This is a genomic window from Parvimonas parva (genome assembly GCF_045866535.1).
In the GTDB taxonomy this organism is placed as follows: domain Bacteria; phylum Bacillota; class Clostridia; order Tissierellales; family Peptoniphilaceae; genus Parvimonas; species Parvimonas parva.
This window is the reverse complement of record NZ_AP038371.1, coordinates 1159740-1173946: the sequence shown is the minus strand read 5'-3', so window position 1 is coordinate 1173946 and position 14207 is coordinate 1159740. Positions and strand designations below refer to the sequence as shown.

Here is a 14207-nt window from a genome sequence, read left to right as displayed (position 1 = left end):
TTTTGATAATGTGGATGCGAAACAAAAAGAGATAATCAGACTTCGTAAAAAATTGAAACAGGTTGAAATGGAGAATGATATTTTAAAGCAAGCTGCACTACTGTTAGGCAAAAAATAGACCTCATTATCTCGAACCGAGATAAATATAACATTAGTGCAATGTGTAGACTACTTGGGGTCACAAGAAGTTTAGTCTATTATCATTTGAACAAAGAAAAAGATGTGAAATTAGATGAAGATGAAAAACTAATAGAAGAAATAAAAGAAATATTCAGAAGAAGTAGAAACAACTATGGAACACGCAAAATAAAAAAAGAACTAGGGAAAATTGGATATAAAATATCGAGAAGAAAAATAGGCCGAATAATGAAGAAAAATGGCCTAATCTCAAACTATACAGTAGCACAATATAAAGTAATAAGATCCAAATGCAACGAAGAAGACATCCCTAACCTTTTAAATAGATAATTTGACAATAGAGACTATTTAGAAGCAATAGTAAGCGACCTAACATATGTAAGAGTAGGAAAAACATGGAATTATATATGTTTAATAATAGACTTAAACAGCCGTGAAATAATAGGATACTCATCAGGTAAAAACAAAGATGCAAATCTAGTAGCAGAAGCATTTTACTCAATAAGGCAGCCACTAAATCGTATAAAAATATTTCACACAGACAGAGGAAGAGAATTTAAAAATATAAAAATAGAAGAAATATTAAAGGTATTTGGGATAAAAAGATCGCTAAGTAAAAAAGGAAGCCCATATGATAACGCAGTAAGCGAAGCAGTCAATAAAGTAATGAAGACAGAATTCATATATCAGGAGAACTTTACTAATTTCCAAGAACTTAATCTAAAATTAGCAGAATACGTATATTGGTATAATAACCTAAGAATTCATGGATCTTTAGGATATAAAACACCAGTAGAATATAGAAAAGCAGAATAAAAAGCTCTGGAAGTTTCATAAATTAAATAAAATATATGAACAGACTGTCAAGGGCAAATTTCAACGAAATTTGGGCGAAGCCTTTACCCTTGATTGTCTGAGAATATATTTTATAATCTAAAGAAACTTTCAAGCTTGATAATGTTCGGTTATAAATTGTCTAAAAAAGGGTTGCCATTCCATGTATTTGGGTTCATTAGAAGAATGCCGAGCAATGGGTAACATGACGCTGATGTGTTTATACACAAAAAAGCTACACGTGCGTTGGCTGACAACAGGGAGCTAAGTAAATTAACACCAGCTAAAATGTTTGACGCTATTAATAAATGACAAGTATATGAAATTGGTTTTACCTAGTTTAAAAAAGAAATTATAATGAAAATATGGAGGCTAAGAATATGAAGATTAATAATGAATGTTGTTGTGGATGCAAAACAGAAAAGCCGGATCAAATTAAAGACAATTGTCCTGTATGTAATAATGAAGGGATTTCCGTTAGTAAAGTAACTGTTGAACATCTAGTGGTAGATGATTATCGTAATGCTGTTAACGGAGATCAATATAAGATTTGCATGAACGAGGACTGCGACGTTGTTTACTATAACTTAGATAATGAAATAAAATTCTTGAAAGACCAAGTTAGAGTTCCTATCTGGTTTAAGAAAGATGCAGATCCTAAGTATGCTTGTTATTGTAGCGAAGTCACAGAAAATCAGGTAATTGAAGCAGTTGTAAAGCATGGCGCGAAATCCGTAAAAGAAGTAAATGCCATCACTGGGGCAATGAAAAATTCTAATTGTAAAGAAAACAATCCGTTGGGAGTTTGTTGTCATAAGATTATTCAGGAAGCTATCGATAAAGGCTTGAAAATGAAATAATTACAGTCGATATGTTCTACAAACGAGAGCCAATCTTTGATATGTTTCCATCTACGAGCGTGGATATGTTCCCCATAACCTTAGGGGTTGAGAATGCAGTTTTGATAGCTATCAAGGCAACTCGACACACGTTGAAGCAGCAATTCTGATGACGTATTGTGGTTTGGACAAGGAATAATAGGAGTCAACCACAACATGTAGTGGTTTGAGTACGAAAATTGGGTCAAAAACAGGCTAAAAAATACCGTTTTTTGACCCTTTTAAATAGGGCATTTGACAGATGACATTTGATGTTTCGGGATTAAAAATCCATAGGGTGAGGTAGATTAGCACAGAACTTTATTGAATAGAGAAATTAAAAGTGATATAATCAGTTGCATAAGGAGGAGTTAAATATGTGTACATGTATTGCAGTAGTAGATATTACTTTATCTCATTTATAATGAAAAAAATTAAAGGAGGTAAAGGTATGGGTATGTTTTCTATATTTGTTAATGAGAGATTTCATTATCAACCAAACCAAAAATAATTGGTTATAATGAGCTCTTAAGATTAGTTCATTATAACCGGCAAGGAGAAGGTTATAATGAAACAGAAAAACCCGAAAAATACGCAAAATTTCATTACATCTAAAAAGCATGTAAAGGAAATATTAAAATATACGAATATCAATAAACAAGATAAAATAATAGAAATTGGGTCAGGAAAAGGACATTTTACCAAGGAACTTGTGGAAATGAGTCAACGGGTGAATGCTATAGAGATTGATGAAGGTTTATGTCATGCCACGAAAAAAGCAGTTGAACCTTTTCAGAATATAAAAGTTATTCATGAGGATATTTTGAAGTTTAGCTTTCCTAAAAATACAGACTATAAAATATTTGGTAATATTCCCTACAATATTAGTACTGATATTGTAAAAAAGATTGCTTTTGATAGTCAAGCGAAATATAGCTACCTTATTGTAGAGAGGGGATTTGCTAAAAGGTTGCAAAATACCCAACGAGCTTTAGGTTTGCTGTTAATGGTGGAAATGGATATAAAAATTCTTAAAAAAGTGCCACGAGCATATTTTCACCCTAAGCCTAATGTAGATTCTGTATTGATTGTACTTGAAAGGCATAAACCATTTATTTTAAAGAAGGACTACAAAAAGTATAGATTTTTCGTTTATAAATGGGTAAACAGGGAATATCATGTTCTTTTTACTAAAAATCAATTAAGACAGGTGCTGAAGCATGCGAATGTTACTGATCTTGATAAATTATCCAATGAACAATTTTTGTCTGTTTTCAATAGTTACAAATTATTTCAATAAATTAAAAATAATTAAGCGTTCTCTAACTTTAAGAGAACGCTTAATCTTATTACATTGAAAAATGCATTCTATTATTTTCAATTATTATGATATAACATAATTATCATTTTACTTATTTGCATATTTGCACGAAAATATAGTTATCGACGACTATTCTGATAATAGCAACTAATATAGTCAATGATAACTCAAAATTTATTGATATAGTAGGTATATGTGCAACTAATTAGGGAAGATTTTAGCTTGCCATTTCTGAAACAGCTAAAACAAGTATTGCGTAAAGAATGCGCCAGTCTTCCCATGGACTTAAAATGCTTGCTTGGGGCACACATAAAACCCCTTGAACAATCTATTGACAGAGTTGAAGGACTGTCGGAGATTCTAAGACGAAGTAATCCTAAAATGGCCCTATGCCATACAGATATTCATAATTGGAACTTGATGCAACGGGATGAGCAGTTAGTTCTAATTGACTGGGAAGGCTTGAAATTGGCTCCAGTAAAAGCTGATCTCATGTTTTTTGTTGATAAGCCATATTATGATGTATTTATGAACATATACCTGAAATTACACAAAGATTTTTTAATCAATACGGATGCTTTGTTATTCTATCATATTAGACGTAAACTAGAAGATATATGGGAGTTTATTGAACAACTTTTATATGACAATCAAGAGGATAAGGAAAGAAATGAAACTATAAAAGTTCTTGATGGTGAACTGAATAACTTAGTGTTTTGAAAAAAGAATAACGTATTATTAAGCTAAATAATATTGGAGAAGAAAATGAATAAACAAGAATTATATCAAATTGCTTTCAGTATAATTAATCATAAAAAGTTACGGAACTTTGGAACTTCAGGGCATGTTGAGAGTGTCGCGTTGCTGTCAAGAGAGTAGGGTACTAAAGTCTTTGAAAGGCTTGAAATCAATAGGTTTATGAATTTTGGATTAGATAATTATATGATTATTTTTTTAAAATTAGTGTTCAAAAATATCTCTCAAATAATTAGTCGTAGCACCAAGTAGGTAAGCATTTTCAATAATTTCCTCTTCGCTTTGCTTGTGGAAATTAGAAAATTGCTTAACACTATAAATATTATGAAAGGGTTGTGTCAACACTTTAGATATTTTGATAGGTCGTGTCAACAGTATAGATGGATAAAAATGATAAGATAGATTTGAATTTATAAATTTTATTAGAAACAAATAATCTCAAAGGAGCTCTTCCCGATGCTTCATTTAACAATCCAGATGAAGTTGGCAAGGGAAAAGAACTTGTTGATAAAGTTTCAGGCCTCATAACTATATTTCAAAATCCAGCAATAGATTTTAAGACAACAGAGCACGCGGAGTGTGTAGTATTGAAGTCAAGAGAGTAGTCCGAAGCAATAAATAATGCAACAATTTTTAGAGGTGGATATATGAAACTAAAATTAATTAAACTAACTAAAGAGTACGAAGTAAAACTTGGTGAGATGATTGATGAATGGAAGCTTGACCAAGAAATTAATAATACAAATCATTCTCCATGGTCTATATTTAAAAATGATTACCATGATTTTGACTATTATCTAAATAATTTAGAAAGAAAATACGAAACTGAGGATAGGGTTCCTGATTCAGTTTTCTTTCTTCTAGATGAAGAAAGAAATAGGCTTTTGGGAGCTGTAAATATTCGTCACTATTTGAATGAGTCGCTTTTGAAAGAAGGCGGTCATATTGGTGATGGGATAAGGCCAAGTGAGAGAAGAAAAGGCTATGCAACTGAAATGGTTAGACTAGCTTTGATAGAGTGTAAAAAGCTAGGAATTGAAAGAGTACTCATGACATGTTACAAAAATAATATAAGATCTGCTAAGTCTATTATAAAAAATGGAGGAGTACTTGAAAATGAGTTTGTAAATTCAGAGGGTGAAATAGAACAAAGATATTGGATAGATAATAGAGAATTTGAAAGGTAATAGAAATTAATAGGTTAAATTATGATAATAGATAGCTACGATAAAGACTCAGAGCCGATTATAAGTCTAAAAGATTTTTATGGTGAAAAGAAATATCTGACAGAAAAATGCTTAATAATATTTTCGAAAAGAATATTCGAATATTTACTTGATAACTTTGATTGTCAAGAAATAGGCCAGATTGGCTCTGTAAATGGGACAAGTCCAGTATATAAAAGCCACTTTGAAGGTCAAGAATTTGCTTTCTACCTCACAATGATTGGCTCAGCCCTTGCTTCAACACATTGTGTAGAAGTAAACTGGATTACAGGTGCGGAAAAGTTTATTATGTTCGGCTCATGTGGAAGTCTTGATAAGGAAAAGACATTTGGAAAATATATTATACCGACCGAAGTTTATAGAGGAGAGGGGGCATCTTATTATTATGCAGCTCCTTCAGACTATCTTACAATTAAAAATCATGAAAAAGTTGAAGATTTTTTTATCAGGGAAAATGCTCCCTATACTAAGGGAAAAGTTTGGACTACAGATGTTATGATTCGTGAGACTCGTGGACTTGTCTCAAAGAGAAAGTCTGAGGGATGTATAGCGGTAGAAATGGAGCTTGCAGGTGTACAAGCAGCTTGTGATTTTTATGGACTTGAACTTTATAACTTTCTTGAGTCTGGGGATATATTAAATGAGAATTCTTATGAAGTTAAGGGACTTCATAGTGCCAACCATGACCTTGGAAAGTTGTATTTGGCTTTGAATTTTTTGAAAGAAATATAATAGAAACAAATATGGATGTAATGACAATGTTGAGGCAACATTTGATACTGGTAAGGAAAGTGTTAACGATCAACCCACAAATATTGATGATTATATTATCGTTAAATTTCATCATAAAAATGAAGAAGGAAGTTCAAGTATTGTGTATTTATATAAAGACAAAAACAGTCGTTATGTTGAGTAGTCATATTCAGGTGTTTGGAAATTAAAAGAAGAAACATTTGATAGAATCAGTATTAATTTGACGAAATAATGATATTCAACCATCCAAGTTTATCGAGCTAATCATGTTAGGTCTTGATCATGCCAAGAATCACCAAGAGAAGCACACGTGAGGGTGTGATCATTGGCAAGATTCGACGGCGGATACTATATATTGATGTCAGTCGGCATGCACTAAGGCTCGGTAACATTTCGGTTTTATACAAATTGGATAATTTTGACAGCGGGTAGATAAATAATTCCCCTAGTAGTATATATCCGGCAAAGTGGTAGATATTAAATGACTAGTGATGATTGTGGCTTCCTTTTATCGTATTTAATATCATGCTTAAAAACTATGTTAATTGGGTATAGTTCAAGAGAGGAGGTTTTTATATGTTAAAATTTATGAAAAAAATTCCCGGTGGCATGCTTTTAATTCCTATGCTAATCAGCGCTTTATTTGCAACGTTTTTGCCGGACATTTTTAAGATAGGTGGGATGACGGAAGCATTCTTTACAACTAAAGGTATTAACTACATAGTTGCCCTGGTTTGCTTTTGTTCGTCAGCAGCCTTAGATTTTGAAAAAATCAAAAAAGTTTTAAAGAAGCAGGGTTCGATTTTGCTTGTAAAAATTATCATTTGTTTTGCTTTTTCAATTCTATTCTTCCGATTCTTTGGAATGGAAGGCATTTTAGGAATTTCAGCAATTGCTTTTACTACAACTATTTGTTCACTAAATCCATCCCTATACCTTGCTCTTGTTAGCGACTACGGAAGTGAAAGCGATGAAGCGGCATTTGGACTTACCGGTCTATTATGTGTGCCAGCTTTCCCAATATTGGTGTACAGCGTGTCCAAAGCATCGAATGTTGATTGGACGCCGGTTATTTCAGCATTAATTCCAATTTTAGCGGGAGTAATAATTGGCAACTTAGACAAAGACCTGAGTAAATTTTTCTCAGGAGCTGTTCCAATTCTAACCCCATTTATGGGATGGGCATTCGGTGCCGGAATTAATTTGATTTCAGCTTTTAAATCCGGATTTCAGGGAATCATTTTAACTGTCATTTTCTACGTTGTTTCTTTTCCGCTAATTTGGCTTTTCGAAACAAGGGTTTTAAGAGAAGATGGAATTACAACCTTTGGAATCACATCTATCGCAGGTTTGTCAGTTTCTGTGCCTACGATAATCGCCGCAGCTGACCCGAGTGTATCTGAAATTGCAAGGGTTGCAGTTGCGCAAATTGCATTTGGCGTGGTGCTAACGAGCATTATTACTCCAATATTAACTGGAAAATATGCAAGGAAACGCAAGATGCAAAAGAGAAGTTTAAACATGTAAGGAGGAATTATGACTAATTATTTTAAAGAAGCTTTAGAATACAAAGACGAGCTAATTGAAAAAAGAAGAGCCTTGCACCAAATTCCGGAAGTTGGACTGGATTTACCAAAAACAAAGGCATATATAAAGGGTGAGCTCGAAGGACTTGGCCTTGAAGTAAAAGAATATGGTACATCCGGTTTATCTACCATTATTCAAGGTGAAAAAGGTGAAGGAAAATGCATTATGATTAGGGCAGACATGGATGCCCTTCCAATGAATGAAGAAAGTGGTTTGCCTTTTGCTTCAACTGGAAATACTGCCCACACTTGTGGCCACGATCTCCACTCTTCTATTGCCCTAACTGCTGCAAAAGTTCTATTAAAAGAAAAGGCAAATTTCAAAGGTACAGTGAAAATTATGTTCCAACCGGCTGAAGAAATTTTTGCAGGATCTAAAATGATGATTGAGAACGGAATATTAGAAAATCCTCAGGTGGATAGGGCTCTTGCACTTCACACAGCTCTTGATAGAGAAACAGGTTCAATTTGTTACAATGAAGGCTATTTTGCTACAAGCTCAGATAACTTTAAAATTACAATTAAAGGTAAAGGCGGCCATGGCGCATATCCTCACACTACAATTGATCCGATATATGTAGCTGTCAATATTTACACAAATTTCTTAGAGCTAATCGCCCGCGAATGTCCACCTCAAGAAACGAGCACATTGACCTTTGGAATGCTAAGTGCCGGTTCAAACTCAAATATTATTCCGGATCTTGCAGAAATGCAAGGAACACTTCGTGCATATAATCCGGAGGTTAGAAATAAATTAAAATCAAGAATGCTGGAAATTATTGAAGGATTAAAGATTTCAACAAAAGCTGAAATCAATCTTGACTTCTTCACCGGAGTTCCAAGCCTTTATTCAGACCCTGAATTCACAAGAGAAATTGTGGACTATATAAAAAATAGTGATTTTGATGGCGAATTCATTCCGGACACAAAAATAATGGCAAGCGAAGATATGGCTCTTGTGGCTGAAAAAGTTCCAACCGCCTATTTCTCTGTAAACTGCAAATTGCCAGGCAACAACTTTAGCCACCATAATCCCGGAGTGAATTTTGACGAGAATATGATGCCAATTGGGCTGGGACTAATGCTTACAGCCGTTGTCAACTGGCTAAATAACAACTGATTTGAATTAAAAAGGCCTTAAGATTTGACCACTTTGCGCTGACCTACAAAGGTTGGATTTCTTGGTCCAACTTTTGGATGTCAGTGAATGACACAAACAGCTCTTTTATGGGCTGTTTTTTCTTTGCTTCGGAATAATATAATAAATTATAAAATGTTTATTGATTGATAGCTTCCCACATACGAGGCTTTTGAGAAATATGAAACTTTATTCATACTGACCACTCAAGCCATGTCAAGACTATAGCACTATTGTCAAAAGTACACAATTAAATATGGAGAAAAGGCTTGAAATAAGATGATGGTGTAGCAAATGCAGTATTTGAATCCTATAAATCTAATAAAATCATTACTTCTTTTTGTTTGGTTTCAATTATATAATAATGTGCAGAAAGAAGATATATATGAATACTGACTCGATGAATATTATTAAACAAAATAATGGGATCATTACAGTTTGAAAAATATAAAGTCATAATATTGATTCATGGTATCTCACGGATATGATTCGTAAAGGACAACTTGAGATAGTATCGCGTGGAATATATTTTGATCTAACTTATAATGATTTTGATGAACTATATTTTTTACAAAAACAGTTTAAAAAGAAAGTCAGCGTTTATCAGATAAAGAAGGATTCTTTAGTATCAAATAGGTATAATGCATGTAGAAATAATGATGGGAAATACTGCTAATGTTTATGATATAGAACATATAATTTGCGATATTATCCGTAATAGGAAAAATCAAGATCCAAAAAAATTTTCAAGAGTATGGAATTTATATTTAGGGAATCAAAATGAAAATATATGGAAGCTTAGGAGATATGCTGTAATTTTGGGTATATCTAAACATGAATGCACATATATCTTTGTTTTGAAAGATATACTAAATCTTGATAGAATGACAACAATAGGAGGTGGATAGCGTATGTTTTATATATCAGTCATATTACTGGCTGCTCTGATTGCGGTTCAGATAGCGAAGAAGTCAGGGATTCCTTCTTTGATGTTGTTCTTGTCTTTGGGTATTGTAAGCAGTCTAATTGGTTTTAACTTTAACGATTACCAATTTGCGGAAAACTTCTCGAAGATTGCATTATTAATTATCATCTTCTATGGTGGCTTTGGCACAAACTGGAAAGCTGGAAGAACTGTCGTAATTGAATCATTAATTCTATCAACATTAGGAGTAATATTTACGTCATTACTGACCGGAACGTTGATACATTTTATTCTACGCTTTGGCTGGATAGAGAGTTTCTTAATTGGTTCAATTATTGGCTCTACGGACTACGCATCTGTATCGAATATTCTTTCTTCAAAGAATCTAAATTTAAAATACAATACTGCATCTCTTTTAGAACTTGAAAGTGGATCAAACGACCCGATAGCGTTTACACTAACTTGTATTTTCTTAGCATTAATCAAAGGTGAACAGATTTCTATCGGTACAATATTATTCTTTCAGATATTCTGGGGTATTCTCATTGGTGTAATCGTTGCCTATGTTGTTCGCAAATTTATGGAGTACACAGACCTTCAAAAGACCGGATTTATTACAGTTTTTATCATTGCGGTTGTACTATTATCTTTCTCGATTAGTGAACTGTTGAATGGTAATGGATATCTAACGGTATATATTCTTGGATTGATATTAGGAAATCAAGTTTTTATCGCAAAGAAAGAGGTGATATTCTTCTTTGATGGTGTATCTAACATTATGAATATCCTGTTGTTCTTTATTTTGGGATTACTTGCAACACCTACACATATCTTGACGAACTTATTCTTTGCGATTGTCATTGCAATTGTACTCATCTTTATTGTTAGAACAATCGTAGTGTTTGGACTGATGTTACCATTTGATTTGAAGCGCAATCAAAAGTGGTTAGTATCTTGGGGAGGACTTCGTGGAGCAGCTGCGATTGCCTTTGCAATTATGGTAGTAAATCAGTATAAAACAAGTTCTGTGGATATCTTCCATATTGTATTTGGTGTCTGCTTACTATCATCACTTATACAAGGCTCCTCTATGAAGTGGGTAACAGAAAAGTTACATATGATTGATCCTCGTAATGAAGTATTAAGAACATTTAATTACTATGTTGGAAAAGGGAATATTACATTTGTAAAATCAGTAGTAGATGAGGGTGGTATCCTCGCACATCGTCAGATAAAAGATATTTCTTTAGATAAGCACCTAATTATTGCAAAGGTAATTCGTGATGATAAGCCATTAGTTCCTAATGGAAGTCTTGTTCTAAAACCAAATGATGTTATTATTTGGAGCGGTGAAGAGTATTTTGATCCAAACGGACAAGATCTCATAGAATTTACAGTGACAGAACATCATGCATGGAATCATAAGTATATCAGTGACTTGAAGCTTACGAAAAATAAGTTGATTATTTCAATTAATCGTAATGATGAAATTATACCAGCAACAGGTAGTACGCTGATTCAAACGGAAGATCGTATATTACTGTTTAAAGGGAAGAATATAAAATAGAAAATGACTCGTGTCTATCTTCAAAGAGGAGATGTACGAGTCATTTATTATATGTGCTAGATATTGTATATCCTAGGTGTTCAAAACACAAAAAAGATTAACTAATATGAAAAAAGCTTAACAAATGCCTGAAACTGTGGTATAATATTCATAGTTATAAGATAAAATAGAAAATTTTTATAACGCAGTTAATATAAAGAAATATGAAAGGAAGGAAAAAAATGAATTTAAAAGCAAAATTTATGAATTTATTCAGAGAAAATGTTAATATCTCTAAGAAAATTTCAGCTGGGCTGCTTGCATTTATGATTATGTTGTCACCACTGACACCTATCGTAAATGCAAACAGCTCCCAGCCTAATTCTGGTACAACAAAAGCGGGTACGCAGATTGATGTTAAGAAACCGAGCGTTAACCCTGTATTATACGGTGCAACGACTATTTCAGGAGCCAATCTAGCTAAAGCTAAAGTTAATAAAAAGACTGTAATAGCGACAGTCTATGTAACATTAAAGGGTGAAAACGGCACAGTAAAAGCCACTCTTTCCGTTACACCTACAAGCGGAACAAAATGGTCAGTAAAATTACCTGAAGGAAAAAAAGTTGAAAAAGGTGATACGGTTACTGTTTATCAACAAATAGGTGAAAATAAATCACCGGAGGTAACTGCAAATGCTAAACCATCTAAGGCATCTACAATTACTCTTAAAATGCCTACAGGTGAAATTTGGATAGAGCAAACAAGTTCTAACATAGTTAATGAAGATGAACAAGCAGAAGCTGTTAAAATGTTGAAAGATGCAAATACTGCAGTAGCTGGTGATATGAAATCAGTTAAGTTTACTATTGATGGTACTAACCATGCTTATTATGAAGTAACTTATACTGATGGTTCGACATCAGGGAAAGTTGAAGCTACAGATTTAAAAATTAAACAGGTTACAGAATATTCAAGAAAAGCAGATCTTAATGAAATTACAATTGTAGATAATGTCGTTAAGGGAAAACTGCCAGGACCGGGACCGTTTGACGGCATAAAAGTACAATTAATCATTAATGTTAAAAAGGAGAAATCAGGAGACTTTTGTACTGACAAAGGATGTAAAATTGATAAAAACTCATCTAAACCGGTAGAAGTAACCTTACAAAAAGATGGAACTTTTTCCTATACTTTACAAGAACAAAATAAGGACAGTTTAGAACTCGACCAAATAGTTGGTGTTTCAGTAAAAGAACCCCATAAATTTGTATCTTGTTCTACAACTACTGTAAAACCAGTAATACCTGAAAAGACAGAAGTTAAAGACCCTAGAAAATTAACAGCAGAGGATAAAACAACTATAATTAATGCTATTAAAGAAGCATATAAAGCACCAGATGGCACATCTAAATTACCAAATGGAACCGGAGACTGGGATGAAGTACCGGCAGTTATACAATTTGATGACAGTGGCAATGCCAAAATATTTAGCGGTAATGATGTAGCAGGTAGTTGGGACAGTGATGGGCATTATGTTCCGGAAAAAAACGCAGATGGTTCATTAAAGGTAAAAGAAGGAGCTAAGCCAACAATAACAATTCCGGCCAAAGACCTTCTAAAAAATATTAAACCGGACGCACCAACGCTTGCATTAAGTGATGATAAGAAAAACATCACAATCACTCCAAACGAAAAAGATACAGATGCGAATATTATTACTGTTTCTTATACAGATAAAGACGGTAAAGATCAAACAACTACAGCTACAAAAGCTGATGATGGAACTTGGTCTATTGTTGGCGAAGGAACAGTAGTAAATGGCGTTATTACTCTTCCTAAAGATAAGGTAAAAGGCAAAACAGATGTAAAAGCTAAAGTAACAGATAAGGGTGGAGTAGCGGATGACGATAAAACACCACTTACATCAGATTTTGGAACTTTAACTGTAGAAGAAACAAAAAAAGAAACAAAAGCTGACAAAGTTAGAGCCCTTGGTGGCCTAGACCCTGTTGTTATGAAAAAATGGGTTAAGGATAAGCTTGATTGGAAAGAAGGCGTAAAAGCTAAAGACGATGTAAAAAAAGATGAAGTCAATAATCTTTTAGCCGGAGCAACATTTGAAGATTTCCAAGCTGATGCAAGTAAAGCAAAAAGAAACACAGATAAAGCTGATAATATAACTGGTTTTGTAGGAAAAATTAAAGTTAAATTTGACGACGATTCTGAACTTGTTGTTGAAAACCAAAAGCTATACGTTAGCGAACACGTAACATGGTTTTCAAAAAAAGAAACACCAGGGGGAAATGTAGTTTTTAATAAAAACACTCCGGATGATGCTTTAGTGGTTGAGTTCAAATTAGGCGAAGGAACAAAAGTTGATAATACTAGTTCTGGAGCAATTGAAGGAAATAAAGATAATCCTGTAAGCTATCAAAAATATAAGGTAAAACCGAATACGGATTTAAAAACTTATGAAAACCAAACTTTGCATCAAACCTATTACAATTTAATAAATTCAAAAGTAAAAGCTATAGACAAATATACAGAACCAGTTTGGAATGGCAAAAATGGCTCAGTTACAGAAAACTTTATTATAACTGAATCAAATAATGTTTTTACAGCTACAGCAACAAAGACATATGATATAACTTTTGATGCAAATACTGGTGGTGGAACGAAAGACAAGGTAACTCAAAAAGTAAATACAGAGTATGAATTACCGGCATCTAACACATTTACCCCACCAGCTAGCAAAGAATTTTCTGGTTGGCAAGTTGGAGATGACTCTACAAATCTAAAACAACCAGGAGAAAAAATAAAAATTACTGGTGATACAATAGTAAAAGCCATCTGGAAAGACATTGAACACAAAGACATTAAATACAAAGTAACATTCAACGGAAATAATGGAACAGGTTCAATGGATTCTGCAACCGTTAAAAAAGGTGAAAAATACAAATTACCAGAAAATACTTTCGGAGCACCATCAGAAAACCAAGAATTCAAAACATGGGAAGTAGATGGTAAATGTTATGATACAATTGATGTGAGACCAAGGGTACAAAAAAAAGAGAATATCCTGTATAATTATTAAAACAAAAAAAT

General features: G+C 33.3%; 11 protein-coding genes and 2 pseudogenes. All 13 read left to right on the top strand.

Annotated elements, in window-relative coordinates:
* Positions 1 to 4: 4 nt before the first annotated feature.
* Positions 5 to 954 (top strand): annotated as a pseudogene (locus tag ACKTSI_RS05800) (IS3 family transposase); the annotation flags it as partial.
* Between the two features lie 398 nt (positions 955 to 1352).
* Entirely contained in the window at positions 1353 to 1832 is a 480-nt protein-coding gene (locus tag ACKTSI_RS05795; RefSeq protein WP_000700631.1) for a Csac_0668 family 2Fe-2S cluster-binding (seleno)protein, read from the top strand.
* Between the two features lie 403 nt (positions 1833 to 2235).
* Positions 2236 to 2361: an erythromycin resistance leader peptide gene (locus tag ACKTSI_RS05790; RefSeq protein ID WP_106384406.1), complete on the top strand. Its 126-nt coding sequence runs from the start codon at positions 2236 to 2238 to the stop codon at positions 2359 to 2361.
* Between the two features lie 57 nt (positions 2362 to 2418).
* Positions 2419 to 3150 (top strand): 23S rRNA (adenine(2058)-N(6))-methyltransferase Erm(A), encoded by a 732-nt coding sequence (erm(A), locus tag ACKTSI_RS05785; RefSeq protein ID WP_000810833.1) that lies wholly within the window; start codon positions 2419 to 2421, stop codon positions 3148 to 3150.
* A 216-nt stretch (positions 3151 to 3366) separates the two neighbouring features.
* Positions 3367 to 3891: a phosphotransferase gene (locus ACKTSI_RS05780; RefSeq protein WP_001176020.1), complete on the top strand. Its 525-nt coding sequence runs from the start codon at positions 3367 to 3369 to the stop codon at positions 3889 to 3891.
* A gap of 683 nt (positions 3892 to 4574) precedes the next feature.
* Positions 4575 to 5114, top strand: a complete 540-nt coding sequence (locus ACKTSI_RS05775; RefSeq protein WP_068474574.1) for a GNAT family N-acetyltransferase — start codon at positions 4575 to 4577, stop codon at positions 5112 to 5114.
* A 21-nt stretch (positions 5115 to 5135) separates the two neighbouring features.
* On the top strand, positions 5136 to 5885 hold the full coding sequence (locus ACKTSI_RS05770) for a nucleoside phosphorylase (RefSeq protein WP_068474577.1): 750 nt from the start codon (positions 5136 to 5138) through the stop codon (positions 5883 to 5885).
* Positions 5886 to 5937: 52 nt separating this feature from the next.
* Positions 5938 to 6069, top strand: a pseudogene (locus tag ACKTSI_RS05765) (DUF5301 domain-containing protein); the annotation flags it as partial.
* 413 nt (positions 6070 to 6482) lie between these two features.
* The gene (locus ACKTSI_RS05760) at positions 6483 to 7433 is read left to right on the top strand and encodes a 2-keto-3-deoxygluconate permease (protein ID WP_068474582.1); all 951 of its coding nucleotides are present in this window, start codon (positions 6483 to 6485) and stop codon (positions 7431 to 7433) included.
* 9 nt (positions 7434 to 7442) lie between these two features.
* On the top strand, positions 7443 to 8612 hold the full coding sequence (locus ACKTSI_RS05755) for a M20 family metallopeptidase (protein WP_068474585.1): 1170 nt from the start codon (positions 7443 to 7445) through the stop codon (positions 8610 to 8612).
* A gap of 659 nt (positions 8613 to 9271) precedes the next feature.
* The gene (locus tag ACKTSI_RS05750; protein ID WP_288981350.1) at positions 9272 to 9538 is read left to right on the top strand and encodes a hypothetical protein; all 267 of its coding nucleotides are present in this window, start codon (positions 9272 to 9274) and stop codon (positions 9536 to 9538) included.
* A 3-nt stretch (positions 9539 to 9541) separates the two neighbouring features.
* Entirely contained in the window at positions 9542 to 11122 is a 1581-nt protein-coding gene (locus tag ACKTSI_RS05745; RefSeq protein WP_288981352.1) for a potassium/proton antiporter, read from the top strand.
* 221 nt (positions 11123 to 11343) lie between these two features.
* Entirely contained in the window at positions 11344 to 14196 is a 2853-nt protein-coding gene (locus ACKTSI_RS05740; protein WP_407862687.1) for an InlB B-repeat-containing protein, read from the top strand.
* Positions 14197 to 14207 lie beyond the last annotated feature (11 nt).